Source organism: Legionella nigrisilvae (genome assembly GCF_977063395.2).
Genome location: NZ_CDRUGZ020000038.1, coordinates 655,185 through 678,656, shown reverse-complemented (window position 1 = coordinate 678,656; position 23,472 = coordinate 655,185). Strand labels below are relative to the sequence as shown.

Sequence of the window (23,472 nt, the reverse complement as noted above, 5' to 3'; positions counted from 1 at the left end):
TTTCAATCAATCCAGGAAACTAGGCTCTTCTACCCTGCTGTAGTTATCCGCATAACATAGATGCGTGTGGTGCTTAGACTTGTTGAAAGGATATATAAAATAAGTAATTTACGGGGACTTACTATTATGAAAAAAAAAGCAGTAGTTCTATTATCGGGTGGGTTAGATTCAACGACTTGTCTAGCTTTGGCTGCTTCCAAAGGCTTTTCTTGTTATGCGATTAGTTTTTCTTACGGGCAAAGACATTCTGCTGAATTGCGTGCAGCAAAGCGTATTGCACAACACTACGAGGTAGCAAAACATCAGATCGTTACCTTAGATACGGAATTATTCAGAAATTCAGCATTGACTGATGGTTCTTTGGAAGTACCTGCTTTCCAGGGCGGCACTGATATTCCAGTAACCTATGTTCCTGCACGCAATACCATTTTTCTAGCTATGGCCTTAGGTTTTGCAGAATCAATAGATGCTAGAGACATATTTATTGGTGCAAGTTCTGTTGACTATTCACACTATCCAGATTGCCGTCCAGAATTTATCGCGGCATTTCAAAATTTAGCCAATTTAGCAACCAAAGCTGGGGTAATGGGTGATCGTTTTACGATTCATGCCCCATTACAACATTTAAGCAAGGTACAAACCATTCAGCTTGGAGTAAGTCTAGGAGTAGATTACAGCTTAACTGTTTCCTGCTACAAAGCCAATGATGCGGGCCAAGCCTGTGGACAATGCGATAGTTGTACCTTTAGACAACGCGGTTTTCTTGGGGCTGGAATTACTGATCCTACTGGATATTATTCTGATCCTACATAAAAATATTATTCTAATCCTATATATAAGTTGCAATTAGGGTATTAATTTCGTTTGAGATAAATACCCCGCCGAATAAAAATTAGCCTTAAGGTTTTATTAACTACCAATGTGCTCATTAATTAAACTATTAACCCAAAAAAAGCAATTTATTTTACACTTTTGTTACAACAAATTGAGCATTTTTGATTCACATATAGCAAAATCGTTGCTATTATTCGCCCTGATTTATAACCTTGGAGTAAGATAATGACATTTAAACAGTTTATGAAGACCGTTGCTTATTTACCCGCTAATGCTTTTACTGGCGTGGTTAAATCGGTATTGGGATATACAGATAATAAGGGTATAGCACATCGTGGTTTATTAGGTTTAGTAACAGATGGGATTAAATTTGTTGGCCGTTCAATTTCTGACTTCTTGTCTGAACACAAAAAAGCAATTACTACTGCTGCTTGGCTTACTTTAGCTGCTGCTGGTGCTGTTGCATTGACTTTATTCTTATGGCCTGCTGCTTTAACTGCAGTTGCTTCATTCTCAATCTACGGTTTTTCTATTGCAGGTATCGCTGGTGCTAACGCCCTTGCGCAAATCGGTTTGGCTTCTCTATTAGCGGGTGCTGCGGTTTCTGCTGCTACTTATGTAGGCGCTGCTGCGGGTAATTTCTTTTCTTGGGTTGCTGATTGCTGCAAAAACATTAAAAGCAAAGCTCCTAGAAGTGCTAACGAAGATGAATACCAAGTTATTAATGAGAACTCAGAGTCAGAGTCAGATTCAGAAGAAGATGTTCTTGAGATCGGTTCTGATACAAAAAAAATCAAAACTACTGAAATCAAAACTAATCCACTAAGTAGAATGTCATCTCCTACTGATAGAAGAGATGCCGACACTATAATGTCCGATGTTCCGAATTTTAGTTCTCCGCTCAATTCTACTAAAGGAAAACCTTCTACTCCTGTAGTGAGCACAGAAGAGAAAACAGTTTTAGAAGCATCATCTAATACTTATAATTAAGTAAAATTTTCAAAACGCGGCCTAGGCCGCGTTTTTTATTTCCATTTTCAATTAATTTATCAAGCAAATACATAAACTAAACCCTTAGTTTAGAAATCTTTCTTAAAGTAAAGTCCTCTATTTGAAACTCAGTTACCTACAGCATTTATAATTCATATGCGTTATAATCAATCATTTTCAGATAAGCAGGTATCTACTTGATGGCGAAACAACGTAAAATGCTGGTTACCAGCGCCTTACCGTATGCAAATGGACATTTACATCTTGGGCATTTAGTGGAACACATTCAAACGGATATTTGGGTACGCACTCATAAGATGTCTGGAATCGAATGCATCAGTATCTGTGGTGATGATGCTCATGGCACTCCAATTATGTTAAAAGCAGAGCAAATGGGGATTACTCCTGAAGCGTTAACGGCTGAGATCAAACTAAGCCATGAGCGTGACTTCAAAGCCTTTGCGATTGCTTATGATTGTTATCACACGACTCACTCCCCAGAAAATAAAATTTTAGCGGAGACTATATACGAGTCCTTAAAGGCAAATGGTTCAATTATTAAACGAACCATACGTCAAGCTTATGATCCCGTAAAGCAAATGTTTTTACCCGATCGTTATGTCAAAGGGACCTGTCCTAAATGTAGTGCTAAGGATCAATATGGCGATAACTGCGAAGTTTGTGGTGCAACCTACTCACCCACAGATCTACTTGATGCAGTATCTGCTATTTCCGGTGCTAAACCTGTAGAAAAAGATTCAGAACATTACTTTTTTGACTTACCTCGTTATGAAGATCTATTAAAGGAATGGACTCGAAGCGGGCACCTGCAAGCTGAAGTAGCCAACAAATTAGATGAATGGTTTGCGGCTGGATTAAAACAATGGGATATTTCACGTGATGCACCTTATTTCGGGTTTCCAATCCCAGGGACCACCGATAAATATTTCTACGTCTGGCTTGATGCTCCTATAGGGTACATGGCCAGTTTTAAGAAATACTGTGAGGAACATGACGTCTCTTTTGCTGAATTTTGGGATAAAGAAACGACCACTGAGTTGTACCATTTCGTGGGCAAAGACATCGTTTACTTTCATGCTCTGTTTTGGCCGGCTATGCTTGCTGCCAGTGGTCATCGGATGCCTACTGCAGTTTATACTCACGGCTTTTTAACCGTTGATGGCCAAAAAATGTCAAAATCACGCGGAACTTTTCTGGAAGCACGTACGTATCTGCAACATTTACATCCGGAATACCTACGGTATTATTTTGCAGCTAAACTGAATGGTCGTGTTGATGATCTCGATTTAAATTTTGAGGATTTCACCAACAGAATCAATGCAGACCTTGTGGGCAAGGTTGTCAATATTGCCAGCCGTTGCGCCGGATTTATCAATAAGCGATTTGCGAACCAACTCAGTAATAGCTTAAGCGATCCACAATTGTATGCCGAACTGCTAGAAATGCGTGCTGAAGTCATTGAATCATTTATATCTCGCGATTATGCTCGTGCTGTACGTCACATTATGGATTGTGCCGATAAAGTCAATCAATACATCGATACTCATAAACCTTGGGTATTAGCAAAGCAAGAAGAACGTTTACCTGAAGTACAAGCTATTTGTACCATGGGAATTAATTTATTCCGAATCTTAATTACCTACCTAAAGCCAATAGTCCCTCTGATGGCAAATGCCGCGGAAGAATTTTTAAATTGTCCCCCCCTTACCTGGGAATCAATTGATAATCCTTTATTAAATCAGAGCATCAATACGTTTCAACCTTTAATGGTTCGTGTTGAAAAAGAAAAAATACAAGCCATGCTGGAGCAATCCAAACAGGTGAACAATGGCCTCAGTTAAAGAAATTGAAGCACTTTTGCCACAAACTCAATGTGGCGAGTGCAATTATCCTGGTTGCTTGCCCTATGCCGAAGCGCTAGCTCAAGGGAGTGCTGCGATTAATAAATGTCCTCCAGGAGGAGTTGACACAGTTAAAGCGCTCGGAGCATTACTCAATGTTGATCCTGCTCCTTACTTGCAAGAAGCGTTAGCAAATACCCGCGCACCATCTGTTGCTGTCATTCGTGAAGCAGAATGTATCGGTTGTACCAAATGCATCAAAGCCTGTCCGGTCGATGCAATTATTGGCAGCGGCAAATTAATGCACGCTGTAATTGACCATGAATGTACGGGTTGTGGATTATGTGTTGCTCCCTGTCCCGTAGATTGTATCGAGATGGTTAATTTACCCCATGTAAACTATGATAAAGATTTAGCACGTAAACGTTTTAATGCCAAACAAACCCGTTTGTTACGTGAAGAACATGAAAAACAGCAAGCGTATCGAGAAAAGCGTCAACTTGCATTAAAAGCGGATAAAACCCAAGACATGCAAGCCAAGCAGGACTATATCCAACAGGCATTGGCCCGCGTAAAAGCGAAAAGAAGCCATGAATAAACAACAGCGCCACGAAATTTTTGCCCGTTTTCAAGAACAAAACCCACATCCAACTACTGAGTTGACTTACCGCTCTTCTTTTGAATTATTAATTGCGGTCATTCTTTCAGCACAAGCAACGGATGTGGGTGTAAATAAAGCCACTGCTAAATTATTTCCGGTGGCTAATACCCCTCAAGGTATCCTTGATTTAGGACTGGATAGACTTAAAGAGTATATAAAATCTATAGGCCTTTATAATAGCAAAGCCCAAAATATTATGAACACCTGTGACCTGCTGGTCAAAAAATATAAGGGTAACGTTCCTAATCAACGTGAGGAATTGCAATCATTGCCTGGGGTAGGTCGTAAAACCGCTAATGTGATTCTCAATACCGCTTTTGGGGAGCCCACTGTGGCTGTAGACACCCACATATTTCGGGTAGCGAACCGCACAGGGCTTGCCAAAGGGAAAACTCCTTTAGCAGTTGAAAAAGCGCTCCTAAAAAACATCGAACCCAAGTTTTTGAAGGACGCTCACCATTGGCTTATTCTCCATGGACGTTATATATGTACCGCACGACGTCCTCATTGTAAAAACTGTATCATTCAAGATCTATGTGAATATCCTGATAAGAATTGGTCTTAATAGAGAGATTTGTCATTACACCCCAGATGTTTAGAATTTCCTGCCCTCGGGTTAATGGATTAGGACATAACTTAAGTAATTTAACGCGAAAAATCAATTGATTAGTTATGATAACGGGTTAGTTGAACTGAAAAAAATAAATAATAAAGGTTACCATTCTCCTTATTAAAATAAAGATTTATTTGAATCATTAGCAAGATGTAATGTTCCTGCACTTCATGCGAAAAAGACTGGCATTTCCAAATTTTTACTCTTACAATAAAATTTCGTTGTTGCAGGGAGAGCAATACTATGAACTGGTGGACTTCAGTAGTTGATGGAACCAAGTCACTTGGTGATGGGGCAACATGGGTTTGGAATAACGCCATAAAGCAAACAGTAGGTTACGCTGCAAATACTGCATTTTATGTAGCGGAACAAGTCTTAGCCTTACGTGAGGCAATTCCTGCAGTAGTCACTCCCCCGGTGATGAAAATTGTCAAAGGAGGAGGGAATATACTTTTGTATGATGTCCTTCCTGTTGTGGGCGCACATTATGCCAATAATAATATTCAAAATTATTTGCGTCCCGAAGATCCAACCGGGATCTTAGCATCTTATATGGTTGTTCCTAGCTTAACTTTAGTAAATTACGCAGTATGGGGATTTACTTATCGACAAGCATCCAAAGTAGTTGTGCATACCTTAGCTCTTGATGCATTAGGTTCATCTGCTTTTAACGAACACAAAGGAAAACTTATCCCTCCCCCACCGACCCTCTGTGGCGAAAAAGAAGAGGATTGTAATTTCAAACGCAAATTTAAAGGTTCCCTACGCGAACCCATTGTATTGGCTTTTAATGATCTTGTACTTTTAGGAATTAGTAAATTCGTTCCCTATGGGGAGCAAGTGGCATGGATCTTGGCTATCTTTTTTTATGGTGAATACATCACTCGGATGGCAACCCCAGAACGTTGTGAGCGCCATAAGGCGATGAAGTCTGAATCCATCTTGTCTTTAGGGGCTTCTTATACAGCAACTTCAGCCTTAATGGATTATGCACTTGATTCTACGGTAGGCCCAATCCCCTACCTTTATCTCCGTACATTGCGCCATTTATTACTCTTAGCCCATATTAATGTGGCATCGCACATGACTTTGCCATTAGTTCGCTCAACGAAAGATACCATCCCCGTTGATCCTTTAGTGATTTATGATCGTATCAAGCGATTCACTGTTGACGTCGTATTTGCAGGATTAATGCAACGAATACCTATTGATTTTAAACCACCTCCAGGCGCTAAACCCTTCATTCCTTTATCAACTGTTTTCAAATTTCTAACTAAGGTTTTGGAAAGTGATTTAGAGCAAGTTAAACCAACGCCACCTGGTTTTTTTAAGAAAACCACAAAGCATCTTCTACCTAGTATGTTTAATAGCTCCAAAAATGAACTCAATGCTCCAGTGAGTAAGGAATTTTGGTCAAATATTCGCAAAGAATTTTGGAACGATATTAGCATAGATTTACTTTATGCTATGGAGAAAACAAGAAACCTTGTTCTACCTAGAATCTTTCACAGCCCTAAAAATGCCGTCAATGATCCAGTGATTAAGGAATTTTGGCCCGACATCCGCTCTGATTTACTCTATATTATAGAAATTATTGAAGCCACAAAACCAGTTAAAACCTTAACAACGGCGCCTACAGCAATTGCGTCTACGGTTAAATATACACTTCCAGTCGTATTAAACTACCGATTCGGCTTACCTATAAAATTGTCTGAATTTCTGTTATCTTTGAGTAAGAAAGAGGATTTTTGGGATTTTGTTACTGCCCTAAGATTATGGCTTGAACGAAACAGTGTATCTTATGAGGTAATTTTGGCTAAAGGGACTCGCAGCGCAGGCTTACATGAATCAAACAAAATTATTGAGCTTCCCCAGGAGCCTAAGACCCAAATTGTACCTTCAGCTAATGAATTAAAAACACCAAGAACACCAACAGTGATAGACGCCAAACAGTTAATTCCCTCAAAAACTTTAACTGGAGTAACTGCTAATAGTTTATTTTCTACGAAGCAGCGAGCAAGAGCCATGAACAATAGACCTCCGCAAGAAGTAGATTGTTCTTCACCATCTCAAGAGGAACTTTCTTCAACAACTGTTTATAATCAATGAGTTGTGGGTCGAAAGAATGCTTATAGTATTTGGATTCTTTCGATCACCTTGTTTGAAATCGCAATTCGCCTAGTGCCCGATCGTTCTCACCATCTGGCTTAAGACCCCTAATTTTTTTCAGGCGCTACCGCAGTACTCCCGCAGAAGTGGGCAACTACTTGCCATATTAAATACAATGGTGTTATATTTACGCGCGAATTAGTTTATTAAAAAGCACAATTGTCAGTAAAAACCAAGGCAAAGTTATGGAAATCCTAAACATATGAATCAATCATTGCCTTCACAGCGTTCACGCTGTTTCTTGTTCCTGACAGTAAGCGTTATTACCTCTCTTATTCTACTCATTAATGTTTCGTTTAAAATTGTTCTCATAGATGGATTAATGTTCTCAGTGAACTGCTTAATCACCCCATTAATAGCAGGTTTATATTTATTGGCATTAAGAACTTGTACGATAAAAGAACAAAGGCATCTGCTGAATATTTCGTTAATGACTTTATATGTTTTTTGTATTGGCGTGTATGTACTTATACATTTACCTGCCGCCGAATACATGCATGATAATCCCGTTTATCAAATTATTTTTGCAGACATCCCTAAGAAATTCTTTGCAACCACCATTTCCTTTGCACTTAGCTTCTACCTACCCCATCTATTGTTTTATCCTAAGTCCAGTAAAATACTGCCTTCACCAAAACAATGTATGCTCCTTGCCGTATTAGGTGGTATTAGTTTTTTTGGACTTGATTTTTTTCTCTTATTTTCAGGAGTACATCTCCACAGTTTCAAACAAATTTTTATTGATTCCATGATGATTGCTTCACTCATATTGCTTCTTATTGGAGTGTTTTATTTAACCATTTTGCTTAAATACCAGAATTCTTTTTTCACTCCAGAACCTGGCAGAGAGGGATTACCCCTATATCATTACTTTATTTGTGTTGCGATCGTCATCATGCTTATTTGTCTGGCTTGTGAATATAGAATCGTAACTATTATCCATAAATATATGGTTCTATCAGCCAGCTCTTTGTTTTTCCCCATTACATTAATGATTAGTACCATCCTAGGTGAGCTTTGGGGCTATCGAGTTAATTTAAAATTATGCCTAATCCTTATTGCGACTCAATTTACATTTGATGTTTTACTTATAGGACTCGTGGCTTTACCATCCCCGACATTCTTTGATTTAAATCCTTTTTACAATTATATCATGCTCAAAAGACTACCTACGGCTTCGGTAGCGTTGTTTGTTGCCTTTATTAGTAATGCCCTACTGTTACACTATTTAAAATACTGCAAGTGGAATTTACATCGTCCGTTACGCATCTTAATTGCTAATTTTTGTTCCAATTCTTTATTATGCTTAATTGACTACAGCTTATTGTTCGGGGGTATTTATCCCTATGATCAGGTTATTGATTTGGTCGTGAATGTTTGGCAATACAAATTATTAATGACGCTCATTCTCCTCCCTTTTATTTTATGGTTTTGTACTCATATGGAGAAGAATAAAGCGTTAACTTTGCAGTATGACTAAGGGATTAAATATTGTGATTACGGACGTCATAACATTAGCCTGGGGTTAAGCTATATAACCTAGGTTATAAGAGCGTTCCAGGCAAATTGCGGATCATTCCTTTTTTACAGGTCTTTTCCAACCATAAACTGTTTTCTGCTTTGATTCAGTTAGCGTCAACTCACCTGGAGGTACATGCTTTCGGATGGTACTCCCTGCGCCTATCGTTGCATTAGCTCCTATTGTCACTGGAGCAACCAACTGGGTATCTGAACCAATAAACACTCCATCTTCAATAATGGTTTTGTGCTTATTAACTCCATCGTAATTGCAAGTAATTGTACCGGCACCTACATTAACTTTTTTCCCCAGACTTACATCTCCCAAGTAACTTAAATGGCTTGCTTTGGATCCCTCAGCAAATACCGCTTTTTTGGTTTCAACAAAGTTACCTATTTTGCAGTTTGCAGATAATTCCGTACCCGATCTTAAACGAGCAAAAGGACCAATTGCACAATCATTTGCTATTTCACAGCCTTCCAAAACGCTGTTGGCATAAATTTTACAGCCAGCACCTAAGCTCACATCAGTAAGGATGCAATTAGGTCCGATAGAACAACCATCTCCAATAACTACCTTACCTTGGAACACACAATTGATGTCAATATATACATCTTTGCCACAGGTTAATTCACCGCGCAGATCAAAGCGATGTGCATCAGCGAGTGTTACTCCTTGTTGGAGCAATTTTTCAGCGTGTTTTACTTGCCATATTCGCTCTAATTGTTGGAGTTGCAGACGGTTATTTACCCCTTGAATTTCTGCGTTATCTTTTACACTCATTGTTTTAATTAATGTTTGACTGGCAACAGCTAAAGCAATGATGTCTGTTAGATAGTATTCAGCTTGTGCATTATCATTACTCAGTCTAGGCAACCACTTTGCTAAATCATCAGATATTGCACAACAAATACCTGAATAAATTTCTTTTATATTCTTTTCTTGCTCATTTGCATCTTTTTCTTCTACAATGATGGAAACTTCACCTTGGTTGTCTCTAATAATACGTCCAAGACCGCTAGGATCTTCGAGATGAGCAACCAAAAGTGTCAAAACGGATTTATAAGAATTTGCTGAATTGTTGCACTCAATTAATGCTCGCAGCGTGCTTGCTTCAATAAGTGGTACATCAGCAGATAAAACAAGAACTTGTGTTTGTGGTGGGATAAAAGGTAATGCCTGCATAACTGCATGACCCGTACCTAATTGTTCTGCCTGATATACCCAATGCACAGGTAAGTCAGGGAGTGAGTTCTTAAGTTGTTCACCACCATGACCATATATAACATGGATTACATCAGGATTTAGTTGCTGTGCTGTTTCCACTACCCGAGTCAACATAGGCTTCCCAGCAATTTGGTGAAGTACTTTAGGAGTACTGGAATACATTCGTTTACCCTGGCCTGCAGCTAAGATAATAATTTGTAAGTTCATGTAGTTATGAGTTCCTAGGTTAAAAAATATAGGTTTGCAATGAGATAAATCTGCTTAATATAAAAATATGTAAATGATAACTAAATTACAGTTCAAGGAGTAGAGCAATGACTATTTTTCTAATGGTTTTGAAAAAATTAATCAAGGAACAATTGAGCCCTCTCAGTGCAAGCTTAGATAGCAAGTCTAAAACTTATGGCCATAATAAAATACTTTCTAAAGAACAAAAAGATCTCATAGATGAATTATCCGATGAAATAGTCAAATACGAAAGCACCGGGTCCGACGAAGTAAGTGTTAAAGCCATTACTCAATTGATTACAGAGTACCGTTCACGTGTCCAACTAAAAAGAGAATCTCATGGAGAACCCAAAGACACAGGTGATACTATTTCCTGTCTTAATAACTTAGTTTTTCATACCAGCGCATTTTATGAAAAACTAAAATTATTCAAAGAATCAGGTGCCTATGATTTTTTGTTAATTGATCAAGATTTTAAGAATAATCCAGCACATATAGTCTATCAGCATGCGGTGTATTATTTTGGTGAAGAAATTTTTTGTCCCTTATCAGGTATTGATCTAAAGCTTCGGGCAGAAAAAGAAGAAAAGCTGGGTGTAAGACTTCAGTCTCTATTTGAAATAATAAAACCCTCTCATAACCTCGAAGAACAAAAAAAACGAACCCTTCAAGTTTTACGAGACTTAGCCGAAGACAATAAAAAAACGGTAAAAAAAGATAAGGCCAATTATACATTGCCTTTCTTCTCATTTTATGGAGTACATTTAACATTACCCTCAGATTGGTTTTCTCCCAGCGAAGGTCGCTTAGGGGAACAACTCAATTTGGCCATTAGAAAAATTAATGAGCTGACAACAGATACATTTGAAGCATCACCTGAAGCAGTAGTTAAGCCAAAAGAATTCGTTTAGTTTAAATGTTAGGGGTAAAACCCGGGAACAAACCTGGGTTTTACTTTCTTAAATCTTAAGTTACTCGTGATGGTAGAAATTTTACTTAGACAGCTTTTTTAACTTATAGGAGACATAAAAACAATTGATTATGATGTCAATTCACCACAAAGATCTCTTTCCATTAACCTTTTTATTTCTCCAATTTCCAATCGTTTGCTAAGCAAATAAAGTAACTTGCAATGTGCTGCCTCAGGAGTCATATCATGGCCGCTAATGAGACCTGCTTCTTTTAAAGAGTGTCCTGTAGCATAGTGACTCATTTCTACTCCCCCTTGTTGGCATTGGGTACAGTTAATGATGATTACACCCCGGGCACAAGCTTCTTTGAGCAATTTTAAAAAACGAGGATCGTTATTTTGAGCATTACCCGCACCATAGGTCTCCAAAATCAAACCGCATATGGACTGATTTAAAATATAAGCCAAAACGTCGGTGGCAAATCCTGGGAATAATCTGAAGTTCGCAATAAATTGCGGCTCAATCGTTTGTAAATTAAATGGCTGCTGCGGCCGTTTGAGCAAAAGGTTTTTATGTACCTTAATATCTATTCCTATAGCTGCTAAATGGGGGTAATTTGGTGAATCGAAGGCCTTAAATCCTTGCGAACTTATTTTCTGTGTTCGATTTCCACGTACTAAATGCTGATTAAAGTAAATGCATACTTCATGGATGGGTTGATTGGCACAAAGCCACAATGAAGTTACCACATTATCTATAGCATCATTCCGTACTTCGGATAAAGGAATTTGAGATCCAGTAATAAGTACGGGTTTTCCTAAATTTTCTAACATAAAAGATAACGCCGATGCAGTATAGGCCATGGTATCCGTACCATGAAATACTACAAAACCATCAAAATTCGGGTAATCATCGGCAATGTCTCGAGCGATTCGATTCCAATCATGAACGGTCATATTGGATGAATCAAGTAAAGGATGGTATTCCTTTATCGAATACTCAGGCATGTCTGGATGCATCAATAAGGGAATTTGTTGCAATGCAGCTTCCACATAACCCGGGGCAGGCTCATAACCATTTTTTGTTTTAATACTGCTAATCGTGCCGCCCGTATTAATGATGAGGATTCTTTTTTTCATAGGTTTGTAAATTGGAAGACTTGTTCCAATTATATAACTAAATAATCGTAAATGATGTAGTACTTTTATTGTAGCTACTTGATTTCCCTTTAGCTGGGCATCGTTAAACCGATTGGAAAAACCTATTATTTAGAAATTGAGATCATAGTTTTTATTGAGTACTTACCTTTTTTCAATAATAATTACATATTTAATTGCCAAGCTCTTGCAGTTTATGGAAAAATCGAGCTATTAGCGGTTTAATCTAAACAGTGACATCATGGTGATTGATCGTGCCGGTTATCGGTTGAATGTAGGTATTATCCTTGTCAACGCACAGAATAGGGTTTTTTGGGGTAGAAGGACTGGTCATGATGCTTGGCAATTTCCGCAAGGTGGCTTGGCGGCCGGCGAAACTTCATTAGAAGCAATGTTTCGGGAATTGCATGAGGAAGTAGGTTTGGATAAGGAAGATGTTGAGGTCATTGGGTCTACCAAACGTTGGCTTAAGTATAGACTTCCCAAACAATATCTACGTCATGGCAGTGAGCCTCTAGTGATAGGACAAAAACAGAAATGGTATTTGTTAAAGCTCGTAGCCAGTGAGCAAAAGGTCAAACTGGATCTCAGTGATTCACCAGAATTTGACAGCTGGCGTTGGGTAGATTTTCATGAGCCAGAAGGACAAGTTATCTTTTTTAAACGCCAAGTTTACATGCAGGCCTTGAAAGAGTTAGAACCTTTATTGAAAAAGAGTCGTCGTACACCTTACGGTATTAAAAGAAAGAAAAGATCGTAGGTCACGTGGGATATAAAAATCTTACTGAACGGTTGAATTTGGGTACAGGTTGAACGAAAATCGCTTCGCAAAATAGGAGCATAGATCGCTATGTGAGTGTTTCGAAGCGATTTTCGTTCAAGATGTGCCAAATGCGGCCATTTCGGTAACCATTTATAAAAGAGGTAATCATAGGCATAGATGCTCAAAGTACTTAAACGGATAGTTCAAGAAGTCACTGCAGCCAAACAGCTCTCCGAAGCTCTTGGCATTCTGGTGCAACAAATTAATAAAGCCATTAATGCAGAGGCCGCTTCCGTTTACCTCATCGATACCAAACACGCCGAATATGTTCTTATTGCAACCGAAGGTTTAAACAAGCAAGCTCCATTCCGAATTCGTATTGCATTTGATAGTGGACTTGTAGGTCTGGTCGGACGACGGGAAGAACCCATCAATATAGAGGATGCCCCAGCTCATCCTGATTTTTATCATAATCCCTTATTGGGTGAAGAACATCTCAAGGCATTTTTAGGTGTGCCTATTATTCAACATAGAAAGCTCTATGGCGTACTCATTGTTCAACAAACAGAGCAACGTTACTTCGATGATACGGAAGAATCTTTTTTAATTACCTTAGCTGCTCAACTGGGTGGGATTATCGCTCATGCCGAAGCCACAGGCGAATTGGCTGAGTTAACCCAGCCTAAACCTCTAGGCGTTACCAAAAAAGTTGACTTAAGCACTGCAGCTCTTGCCGGAATTGGTTCTGTACCAGGGATTGGGATAGGCACCGCTGTGGTTGTCTATCCGCAAGCAGATATCGATGCAGTTCCCCAAAATCCTGTCGAGACTTTGGATGAAGAAATTAATGCGTTTTATGAGGCACTGGAATCCACTAGAGACGACATGCATCGTTTAAGCAGACGTATGAAATCCGTTGTTGCAGAAGATGAGCATGCATTGTTTGATGTGTACTTACGTATTCTCGATAAAGACAGTTTGGGCATTGAAGTAGAACAGGTAATTCGTAAAGAAAAAATTGGCGCTCAGGCTGCCTTGGCAACGGTGATTAAAAAGCACATTGCCCAATTTGAAAGCATGGAGGATTCATATCTTCGTGAGCGGGCGAGTGATTTTCGTGATTTAGGACGACGTGTTTTAGCCGCATTACAATGGTCGCAACAAGAAGAAATTGTTTATCCCAAAAGAACAGTTCTCGTAGGTGAGGAAGTAACCGCCGCTGCCTTAGCAGAAGTTCCAGAAGGATATCTGGCGGGGGTAATATCTGCCAAGGGTTCCAACAACTCTCATGTCGCTATTTTAGCACGTGCGTTGGGCGTTCCCACGGTTATGGGTGTTCGTGGTTTAAAATTGGATTTGATTTCTCGCAAAGCCATTGTTGTGGATGGATATTATGGGCAAGTTTATATATCACCCTCGAAATCAGTACTTGCAGAATTCAAATTACTGGAACAAGAAGAGCAAGCATTAACGCAAAGCTTGGTGAGCTTGCGAGATAAACCTGCAGAAACGGTTGATAATTATAAAGTATCGTTGCAAGTGAATACAGGCTTGGCAATGGATGCAGGCTTATCCATGAGTGTCGGTGCCGAAGGAGTTGGTCTGTACCGTTCAGAAGTTCCATTTATGAGCCGGGATCATTTCCCTTCAGAAGATGAACAAACTATTATTTATCGACAAACTCTAAAGGCTTTTGCTCCCCGTCCAGTGACCATGCGTACTTTGGATATTGGTGGTGATAAAGTACTTCCCTACTTTCCTGTAGAAGAAGATAATCCCTATTTAGGATGGCGAGGTATTCGCGTTACCCTAGATCATCCTGATGTGTTCTTGATGCAAATTCGCGCGATGATGCGAGCAAGTGAAGAATTGAATAACTTGCGAATTATGTTACCTATGGTCACTAATCTAAGCGAAGTTGAAGAAGCTTCTTATCTTATTGATCAAGCATATACTGAATTATTGGAAGAAGGGTGTGTCATTGAAAAACCCAAGTTAGGTGTCATGATCGAAGTCCCTGCAGCCGCCTATTTGGCTCGCGAAATCGCCAAGAGAGTTGATTTTATTTCCGTGGGTAGTAATGACTTGACGCAGTATTTCCTCGCTGTAGATAGAAATAATGCGCGAGTTGCAGGTCTTTATGATTCGATGCATCCCGCCATGCTGCGTGTTTTACTGAAGGTTGTTGAAGGAGGTCATGCAGCGGGAGTTGAGGTCAGTATTTGTGGAGAAATGGCCAGTGATCCTTTGTCAGTTATTTTGTTAATCGCCATGGGCTTTGATACGTTAAGTATGAACTCGTCGAGCTTACCGCGAGTAAAATGGGTTATTCGTAATTTCGCCATTGCCAATGCTCGTAAGATTCTAGCCGAAGTACTGGAATTTGAACATCCGGCCCAAATACGTTTTCATTTACAAAAAGCCCTAGAAGACGAAGGATTGGGAGGCCTGATTAGGGCCGGAAAATCTTTATGAATACGAATTTGCTTGAATCGTGTAATCTGGTTGGAAGGTAACGTGCGTGTTATAACCAAGGAATTTAAATAGATATGTTCACTTTTCCTTATATAAATCCTGTAGCATTTTCAATAGGCCCGTTACAAGTGCATTGGTACGGATTAATGTATTTAATTGGCTTTGTGAGCGGCTGGTTATTGGCTCACTGGCGAGCGAAGCATTACAAACTGGATTGGACGTCTGAACAAATCAGTGATGTGATTTTTTACGCAGCCCTTGGTGTCATTATTGGCGGACGCATTGGCTATATGCTTTTTTATAATTTCACGGAACTGGTGCATAATCCATTGGCCTTATTTAAAATCTGGCAAGGAGGAATGTCCTTTCATGGGGGCTTAATAGGGGTGGCGGTTGCACTCTGGCTCTTTTCTCGCAAAAGTGGTAAATCCTTCCTGGAGATTGGTGATTTTATTGCTCCGTTAGTTCCTATTGGTTTAGGCGCTGGACGAATTGGTAACTTTATTAACGGTGAATTATGGGGTCGAGTCACTGACATGCCTTGGGGGATAGTATATACCCATGTTGATAATCAACCTCGCCATCCTTCAGAATTGTATGAATTTGGTTTGGAGGGAATTGGTTTGTTCCTTCTTGTTTGGATTTATGCGCGTAAACCTCGTCCTGTAGGGCGAGTTTCTGCTATTTTTTTAATAGGATACGCCATTTGTCGTATCATTGCTGAGTTTTTCCGACAACCTGATCCGCAGCTCGGCTATCTTGCCTTCGGATGGGTGACTATGGGACAAATTTTATCTATTCCCATGTTATTACTGGGATTTTGGTTATGGTGGATTAAACGATGAAAACTTATTTAAACTTGTTAGAACACATTCTACAGCACGGCAATCAAAAGACAGATCGCACCGGCACAGGGACTCTATCGGTTTTTGGTTATCAAATGAGATTTGATTTACGCCAAGGATTTCCTTTAGTCACTACTAAAAAATTACATATGCGCAGTATTGTGCATGAGTTACTCTGGTTTTTAAAAGGGGATACGAACATCTCTTACTTAAACGAAAACGGAGTTACTATTTGGGACGAATGGGCAGATAGCAATGGTGAATTGGGACCTATTTATGGAAAACAATGGCGAAATTGGCCAACACCCGATGGGCGAACTATTGATCAACTCAGTGATGTCATCCAACAAATAAAAACCAATCCTGATTCACGTCGCTTGTTGGTTAGTGCGTGGAATGTTGGAGAGCTGGATCAAATGGCTTTAATGCCTTGTCATGCCCTATTCCAATTTTATGTTGCGAATAAAACTCTTTCCTGCCAGTTGTATCAACGCTCTGCTGATGTATTTTTGGGAGTACCGTTTAATATTGCCTCTTATTCATTGCTTACTCACATGGTTGCTCAGCAGTGCAATCTCAATGTAGGTGATTTTATCTGGACTGGCGGCGATTGCCATTTGTACCTAAATCATTTAGAACAAGCACGCACTCAATTAACCCGCGATCCTTTGCCCCTACCCACCTTAAATATCAAACGCACGCCGCAATCATTATTTGACTATGTTTATGATGATTTCGAGTTCGTAAATTATCAATCTCATCCTGCGATCAAAGCACCGATTGCAGTTTAATCCATTTCTAGAAATGGCATAGCAGTAGTAACTACTACAAAAATAGGTTCCTGCCGTCGGTGAATGATAATGATTTTTAACCTCTTCGCAGAGATATCAAAATCATTGCTAAATGGCAGGGAGGTTTTCCCTAGCTTACTTAGTTTCAAATAGTCGGCGGATTTCATCGGGTAACGCTACGGATTTATTTTTCGTATAATCCACCCAAACAATCTTGCAGCTTCCTTGCGCCATCTTGACTTCATCCTGATACAGCTCATGCTCCATAACCATACTAGAATTTCCGAGACTGTGGATTTTGGAGCACAACGTTACTGTCGCAGGATAAATTACCGGCTTTAAAAAGGTACATGCTACGTGGATCACTACCGGGCCAGTTTGTTCAGACATACTGATATTGAGCTGTCTTAACCATTCAATACGTGCTTCTTGAAAATAATCAAAATAGCGGGCGTTATTTACATGGCCTAATGCATCCATATCTCCCCAAGCTATGGAAAAAACTTTTTTATGTACTTCAAGGTTCAAGTCGGTCATTCTATCTCCATTATGATAAATCTATAGGGTCCACATCCACATTCCAACGCACACCATTACCTAATTTATTACCTGATAACCATTCACGCAATTGCGTTAAGGCATTTTTCAGGATTTTTCTGGAGGAAGACTTCAGTAGTAATTGCATGCGGTATTGATTTGCTTTGCGAGGCATAGGAGCAGGTGCTGGTCCCATAACGGTAATTGAAGAGGCCAAGATTTGCTCTTTCGCCGCATGCAAAAATTTTAAAACGCTTGCTGCTACTTTTCCTTGCGCCCTAATTACAGCCAAATAGTGATAAGGAGGCAGTTGCGCTTGTTCGCGGGTAACTAATAAGGCATCTGCAAATGAATCATACCCTTGTTGAATCAACACATTAAGGAGTGGATGATTGGGTAAGTGGGTTTGAATCAACACTTGACCCGCTTGCTCTTCTCGACCTGCCCGCCCCGAAACTTGTATTAACAATTGCCCTAAATGTTCCAGCGCCCGAAAATCTTGATTATAAAGTCCCGCATCTGCATCGGCTACCACAACTAAAGAAAGACGTGGAAAATGGTGACCTTTTGCTAACATTTGGGTGCCAACAATCAACTGTGCCTTGCCATTATGAATTTTGTCTAAATGCTCATCCAAGGAATTTTTTTTTCGCACTGCATCCCGATCAATTCGCACAACCTCTGTATTTGGAAAATATGCACTTAAAAACTCATGAATCCGTTGCGTACCGGCGCCCACCGGAATTAATTCCGTACTTTGGCAATTACGGCAACGATCCGGAGTTTTTTGGTTTAATCCACAATGATGACAAATCATCTTTCCTAACTGTTTATGCAGTGTGAGATGAGTGTCACAAGCACGACAATCCACCATCCAGCCACATTGGTGACATAACAGTACTGGGGAAAAACCTCGTCGATTAATAAATACCAATACCTGATTTTTTTTGAGTAAATGTTCCTTAATGACGTGCAAGGTTGGAGTTGCTAAACCATGTTGAAGTGTTTGTGAACGCAGATCAATCAATTGATAATGTAACGGAGTTGTGGAACATGCTTTGTGGGTCAAGCGAAGTAAAGTGTATTTTTTTTGTATTACATTGTACATACTTTCTAAGCTAGGAGTCGCTGATCCTAAAATAATAGGTATATTTGTTAAATGGGCGCGCATTAATGCCGTATCTCGAGCAGAGTAGCGCACTCCTTCCATTTGCTTTAAAGATGCATCATGCTCTTCATCAATTACAATTAACCCTAGATTAGGCATCGGTGTAAAAATTGCGGCTCGGGTTCCTATCACTATTTTCACTTTGTCTTCTTTTGCTAATTGCCAAGCCACTTGTCGTTCTGATTCATTCAAGTTGGAATGAATCACTGCAACAGCTTGCTTAAAACGTGAGGTAAAACGCGTCACTAATTGTGGTGTTAATCCGATCTCGGGTACCAAAATTAAGACTTGTTTTTGTTCCGCAAGAACCTGGGCAATAACCTGTAAATAAACTTCTGTTTTGCCGCTTCCTGTGACCCCTTGTAATAAAAAACACTGGTATTGAGACAGTGCTTCAGTAATAGCATCTACCGCAGCCGCTTGCTCCGAATTAAGTATTAAGGGCGGAGTTGAGAAAGTATCTGCTTTTTCTGGCAGTACAATTTGTTGAGATAAAGAAATGATCTTCGCAGCAAGTAAGCTACAAAGTTGAGTGGAACTAAATCCTTTTTCAGTCAAACAATTTTTGGCAACAGGTTCTTTTTGGGTACTCAAGAAATCAACCAGCTCCAATTGTTTGCGAGCACGCACCGGAATAAGCATTTTGGCTTCTTCCAGTGGTAATGCCAATTGATAAAAATCCCCCATAGGTAATTGGCTGGGTTGTCCTAAGCGATATTTTTTAGGTAATGCCAGTGGGACTACTTCAGACAAGGGCGACTGATAATAATTGGCAATCCAAGAACATAACGCTAAGGTGGCTTTATCAATTAATGGTTGGTCATCAATAACGGTACTGATGCTTTTTAATGAGGAAATATCGTCCAAGGATTCATGAATCCCTACTACTAAACCTAAACGCATCTGTTTGCGAAAAGGAATCCAAACTCGCGCGCCAATGGAGGGAGTAAGTCCATCAACAACATAATCAAAAAAATCTCGATGCGTATGTGGAATACAGACTTGATAAATAGTAGTCATTTTTGGCACAGAGGGTTGTGTCGTAGGCATCCCAACATCATGACGCTCCCTCAAATCCAGGGGTACCTCAGCAGGCATTGATGAACGAGCGCTGTCGATAATATTATCTTGCTCGTTTTTATTCATGCGCTCTTTGCCATTGATGATTGGCTGATTGTCCTGGAGCTGAAAAAACCTTGACCACAACATTCTCAATTCGATGTCGATCTAACTCTGCTTTATCTTTAATCAGTTCTTGCACAAACCAACGAGATAACTCTTCTACCGTAATATTTGTGACTGGTAATAAAGTCACATCCTCTTTCAGAAAGGGAATTTTCTTATGATTAAAGGTAAAGTAATAATATTCATCATCCTCAGCATATTCCAGAAAAGGAGAGAATTGCGGCATTAGAAAAGTTTGGTTCAAATGACGACACAATTTATGGATGCGCTCTTTGTAATAGCGATAGTCAAAAGTCATCCCATTTTCTTCAACCCAAGTCGTGAGTGCCAAATAAACCCCATACATATGGCCATGTAACGGCTCTCTTTCAGTTGCAGAAAAAATGGTCGTATGACCAGCAGAAAATTTCATGGACTCTTTTTGTAATTCCACGGTTGTCAGATATCTTTTTATGTTCATAAACTCACTCGTTTATCATTTAATAGAAATCCGTTTAAGGAAATTTCCACATCTTTACTTAAAGCAATTACTTTAAATAACTCTCCCATTTCACTGGGGAGAGTTAGTTGCTTTATCGCTTGTTTTGCTTTTACTAGTTCTATTTGATCATCCAAAGTATTAATTAAGCTTAGCAAACCGTTGGCCAGCAAAAAAGAGGCTTGGTTGGTAAAACCTGCGATATGAAAACCCGCTTGTTGTCCCGCTTCTGCAACATGTGTAAAATCTACATGTGCGGTAATATCCTGCTCTCCTGGATTCACCAACGGATCCGGATGACTTTGGTGTTGATAATGACACATTAAAGTGCCTTGATTACGATCAGGATGATAATACTCATGACGAGGAAATCCATAATCAATCAAAAATACCACGCCTTGTTTTAACATTTGATAATTATTTAAGATCCAATCATCGATAAAAAGATTTACCTCCGAAAGATAAGGAGTTTTTGGCAGGGATAATCGATTATGAATGTAATCCAGCAAACGTTGATTCTGGCAGGGTTTAAATAGCTCTATTAATTGGTGCTGTTCATTCAAAGCAACATAACTTTCCATAATGCCGTGTTCCGTTTTCATAAAGCGATGAACTGGCATCGCATCTAGAACTTCGTTTGCCAAAATCACACCATTAAAAGGAACTTCTGGCCAATGATCAAGCCAAGTAACTAAATGAGCAAGATGAGGAATTTTTTGGGCAATCAGTTCCCGCTGACGCTGTTGTAAATTAGCACTGACCTCCAAAATATAATAAGCTTCTGGCAAAGCATTTTGTTCTGCCAGATGTTCTAATATAGCAACACAAAGAGCGCCAGAACCGGCACCAAATTCGAATAACATCGGCGATTCAAGTTGCATTAATACCTGCTGGCACTGATTCGCTAGCGTTTTACCAAATAAGGGAGTCAATTCGGGAGCTGTAATAAAGTCCCCCTGCTTCCCTAATTTTTGTAATCCGGAACTATAATATCCCTCTCCAGGAGCGTACAATGCAAGTTGCATGAACTCTACGAAGGGAATAGCCTGGCGTTCGGCCAGTAGCGCGTTTATGGTGTTTATTATACTCATAATTACTTTAAAAAATTTAACTGGCAAAACCGAGGCAATTTTGATCCTCCGTCCCGCGGTTCCGTGGAGACCTAGGCATAAAGTGAGGAAGCTTCGTTTTACCGAGGATAATCGAGAATAGGAACATACATTGAATCCGACAAACAAACAAGAAGTGAAAGTTGCTTTAATCACTGGTGGAGCGCGCCGAACCGGTGCAGCGATAGTCAAAAAACTTCATTCAGCAGGGTATAAAGTTATAATCCATTGCCATCAATCATTAACAGAGGCTCATGCCTTAGCAGCGGGTTTAAATGAACAACGTCCCTATAGTGCGTTTGTTTTACAAAGGGAATTAAATGAACCCGGCGCAGCAGAAGAAATAATGAGTACTGTTCAAGATTGGGCTGGACGTTTGGATTTATTAGTTAACAATGCTTCAGTATTCCTCCGCACTGAATTTACTGCCTTTTCTGAAATAGATTGGCACGCTCTTTTTAACATTCATGTTAAGGCTCCTTTTTTACTTAGTCTCGCAGCCCGTCCTTTATTGGCAAAAGAATCTGGAGCCATTATCAATGTAAGCGACACTCATGCAGAAAAACCATTGAAAGGCTATTCTGTATATTGCCAGAGTAAAGCCGCTTTGGAAATGCAGACAAAAAGCTTGGCACGTGAATTTGCGCCTGAAATTAGGGTCAATGCCGTTGCGCCAGGGGCTACTATTTGGCCTGAGCATTCCAATATCTTAACTCAAGAAACACAAGAAAAAATTATTGCGAAAATTCCGTTAAAAAAACAAGGGGATCCTGAATATATTGCCCAAGCAATTTTAGCCTTAGCCGAAAATCCCTATATCACCGGACAAATACTCAAGGTGGATGGGGGGAGAAGCTTGCTTGGATAATTTATTAATACCTAATTGATTAATCAATTCACTTATTGAATAATTGGGTAAAAACAACAAGGATGATAAATAATTCATGAAGAACATAGCCAGTTTTATACTTTGTACTCTGGGTTTTGGAATAGCTCAAGCAGGGACAATGGGTCCTGTATGCAGTCCTGATAATGTAACGGTTCCTTGTCCATGCAATGCTTGGGATGTGGGTATTAGCGCTTTATATTTACAACCCAACACCAATTCCGCACTACTTAATCCAATTTTAAATCCAATCAGCAACGACTCGCATACCGTTGATTCTTCTTGGGACTGGGGTTTTTTACTGGAAGGAAGCTACCATTTTAATACAGGAAATGATCTCAATGTTAATTGGCTGCATTTCAATCCGGACAACTCTGATTATTTTTCATTTTTTTCTGGAGATGAATTTAATCCAGTTACTACCTTCACCGATTTAAAATTCGATACTAAGTTTGATGCCGTTAATTTAGAATTTGCACAAACCAGTCATTTCGGCAAAAAGAAAACCATCCGTTTTTATGCTGGTGGACAATACGTTAATACCCGGATCACACGTTCAGACAATCAGTTTGAAAAACTACCCTCTGACCCTACGCCACATATAATACAAAGATCCGTCGCCTACACTAAATTCCAAGGTGCCGGTCCTCGGGTAGGAGTAGATATGTCTCGGGATATGAAATATGGTTTCGCATTATTTGCTCAAAGTGCTATGACCCTGTTAACTGGACAAGGTAAAGCCAGCTTATCTGGAGCAAACTTAAGCGGTATTGCCTTTCCCTTTAGCGCTCAGGCTAAACAAACTCGGCTTGTTCCCGAGCTGGAAGCTAAATTAGGTGCCAGCTATCAATTGGCAGTAGGAAATGGACAGATTAGCTTAATGGGAGGTTGGATGTGGCAGCATTATTTACATATGTTTCTACTACCTCCTGGCGGAAACAGTAACCCTGCAACCACCGTAACCCAGCATGATTTCTCGTTAGATGGTCCTTTTATCAAAGGGAAATGGGTTTCAGGGTGTTAACTATTTATGATGTGTGATGTTCGATGAAATACAGGGTGCC

The 23,472-nt window shown here is 39.7% G+C and carries 20 protein-coding genes; 14 read left to right on the top strand and 6 right to left on the bottom strand.

The window, feature by feature from the left end; genetic code table 11:
* Positions 1-126 precede the first annotated feature (126 nt).
* From queC to ACWTE2_RS25325, 7 genes are all read left to right on the top strand, one after another.
* The gene (queC, locus tag ACWTE2_RS25355) at positions 127-813 is read left to right on the top strand and encodes a 7-cyano-7-deazaguanine synthase QueC (RefSeq protein WP_454784929.1); all 687 of its coding nucleotides are present in this window, start codon (positions 127-129) and stop codon (positions 811-813) included.
* Between the two features lie 246 nt (positions 814-1,059).
* The gene (locus tag ACWTE2_RS25350; RefSeq protein WP_454784928.1) at positions 1,060-1,824 is read left to right on the top strand and encodes a hypothetical protein; all 765 of its coding nucleotides are present in this window, start codon (positions 1,060-1,062) and stop codon (positions 1,822-1,824) included.
* 200 nt (positions 1,825-2,024) lie between these two features.
* A complete protein-coding gene (metG, locus tag ACWTE2_RS25345) occupies positions 2,025-3,686 on the top strand; it encodes a methionine--tRNA ligase (RefSeq protein WP_182392245.1) in 1,662 nt (553 codons plus the stop codon).
* A complete protein-coding gene (locus tag ACWTE2_RS25340; protein ID WP_454784927.1) occupies positions 3,673-4,284 on the top strand; it encodes an RnfABCDGE type electron transport complex subunit B in 612 nt (203 codons plus the stop codon). The genes metG and ACWTE2_RS25340 overlap by 14 nt, the downstream gene beginning before the upstream one ends.
* Positions 4,277-4,912, top strand: coding sequence for an endonuclease III (gene nth / locus ACWTE2_RS25335; RefSeq protein WP_454784926.1), 636 nt, complete (start codon positions 4,277-4,279; stop codon positions 4,910-4,912). Before ACWTE2_RS25340 ends, nth begins: the two co-directional genes overlap by 8 nt.
* A gap of 291 nt (positions 4,913-5,203) precedes the next feature.
* Positions 5,204-7,069, top strand: a complete 1,866-nt coding sequence (locus ACWTE2_RS25330; protein ID WP_255464285.1) for a hypothetical protein — start codon at positions 5,204-5,206, stop codon at positions 7,067-7,069.
* Positions 7,070-7,331: 262 nt separating this feature from the next.
* Complete coding sequence (locus ACWTE2_RS25325; protein WP_454784925.1) at positions 7,332-8,609, top strand: VUT family protein; 1,278 nt, start codon at positions 7,332-7,334, stop codon at positions 8,607-8,609.
* A 93-nt stretch (positions 8,610-8,702) separates the two neighbouring features.
* Here ACWTE2_RS25325 and glmU read toward each other — a convergent pair whose 3' ends face one another.
* Positions 8,703-10,082, bottom strand: a complete 1,380-nt coding sequence (gene glmU / locus ACWTE2_RS25320; RefSeq protein ID WP_182392241.1) for a bifunctional UDP-N-acetylglucosamine diphosphorylase/glucosamine-1-phosphate N-acetyltransferase GlmU — start codon at positions 10,080-10,082, stop codon at positions 8,703-8,705.
* Positions 10,083-10,189: 107 nt separating this feature from the next.
* Here glmU and ACWTE2_RS25315 point away from each other — a divergent pair, with 107 nt between their 5' ends.
* Positions 10,190-11,014 (top strand): lpg2874 family Dot/Icm T4SS effector, encoded by an 825-nt coding sequence (locus ACWTE2_RS25315; protein WP_454784924.1) that lies wholly within the window; start codon positions 10,190-10,192, stop codon positions 11,012-11,014.
* 128 nt (positions 11,015-11,142) lie between these two features.
* Here ACWTE2_RS25315 and ansA read toward each other — a convergent pair whose 3' ends face one another.
* Positions 11,143-12,153: an asparaginase gene (ansA, locus tag ACWTE2_RS25310; RefSeq protein ID WP_182392239.1), complete on the bottom strand. Its 1,011-nt coding sequence runs from the start codon at positions 12,151-12,153 to the stop codon at positions 11,143-11,145.
* 259 nt (positions 12,154-12,412) lie between these two features.
* Between ansA and ACWTE2_RS25305 the strand changes: the two genes are divergently transcribed.
* The 4 genes from ACWTE2_RS25305 to thyA all read left to right on the top strand — a co-directional run bounded on the left by ACWTE2_RS25305 (position 12,413) and on the right by thyA (position 17,045).
* Positions 12,413-12,931, top strand: a complete 519-nt coding sequence (locus ACWTE2_RS25305) for an RNA pyrophosphohydrolase (RefSeq protein ID WP_454784923.1) — start codon at positions 12,413-12,415, stop codon at positions 12,929-12,931.
* A 180-nt stretch (positions 12,932-13,111) separates the two neighbouring features.
* Positions 13,112-15,409 (top strand): phosphoenolpyruvate--protein phosphotransferase, encoded by a 2,298-nt coding sequence (gene ptsP / locus ACWTE2_RS25300; RefSeq protein ID WP_454784922.1) that lies wholly within the window; start codon positions 13,112-13,114, stop codon positions 15,407-15,409.
* Between the two features lie 74 nt (positions 15,410-15,483).
* Positions 15,484-16,254, top strand: coding sequence for a prolipoprotein diacylglyceryl transferase (gene lgt / locus ACWTE2_RS25295; protein WP_454784921.1), 771 nt, complete (start codon positions 15,484-15,486; stop codon positions 16,252-16,254).
* Entirely contained in the window at positions 16,251-17,045 is a 795-nt protein-coding gene (thyA, locus tag ACWTE2_RS25290) for a thymidylate synthase (protein WP_182392235.1), read from the top strand. Before lgt ends, thyA begins: the two co-directional genes overlap by 4 nt.
* A gap of 135 nt (positions 17,046-17,180) precedes the next feature.
* Here thyA and ACWTE2_RS25285 read toward each other — a convergent pair whose 3' ends face one another.
* From ACWTE2_RS25285 to ACWTE2_RS25270, 4 genes are all read right to left on the bottom strand, one after another.
* A complete protein-coding gene (locus ACWTE2_RS25285; RefSeq protein ID WP_182392234.1) occupies positions 17,181-17,582 on the bottom strand; it encodes an acyl-CoA thioesterase in 402 nt (133 codons plus the stop codon).
* 10 nt (positions 17,583-17,592) lie between these two features.
* On the bottom strand, positions 17,593-19,770 hold the full coding sequence (locus tag ACWTE2_RS25280) for a primosomal protein N' (RefSeq protein ID WP_454785029.1): 2,178 nt from the start codon (positions 19,768-19,770) through the stop codon (positions 17,593-17,595).
* Positions 19,771-19,888: 118 nt separating this feature from the next.
* On the bottom strand, positions 19,889-20,395 hold the full coding sequence (locus tag ACWTE2_RS25275) for a 6-pyruvoyl trahydropterin synthase family protein (protein WP_454784920.1): 507 nt from the start codon (positions 20,393-20,395) through the stop codon (positions 19,889-19,891).
* A complete protein-coding gene (locus ACWTE2_RS25270) occupies positions 20,392-21,504 on the bottom strand; it encodes a class I SAM-dependent methyltransferase (protein WP_454784919.1) in 1,113 nt (370 codons plus the stop codon). The genes ACWTE2_RS25275 and ACWTE2_RS25270 overlap by 4 nt, the downstream gene beginning before the upstream one ends.
* Before the next feature lie 130 nt (positions 21,505-21,634).
* Between ACWTE2_RS25270 and ACWTE2_RS25265 the strand changes: the two genes are divergently transcribed.
* Together ACWTE2_RS25265 and ACWTE2_RS25260 are read left to right on the top strand one after the other, a co-directional pair.
* On the top strand, positions 21,635-22,390 hold the full coding sequence (locus ACWTE2_RS25265) for a pteridine reductase (RefSeq protein WP_454784918.1): 756 nt from the start codon (positions 21,635-21,637) through the stop codon (positions 22,388-22,390).
* A 76-nt stretch (positions 22,391-22,466) separates the two neighbouring features.
* On the top strand, positions 22,467-23,432 hold the full coding sequence (locus ACWTE2_RS25260; RefSeq protein WP_454784917.1) for an Lpg1974 family pore-forming outer membrane protein: 966 nt from the start codon (positions 22,467-22,469) through the stop codon (positions 23,430-23,432).
* Positions 23,433-23,472 lie beyond the last annotated feature (40 nt).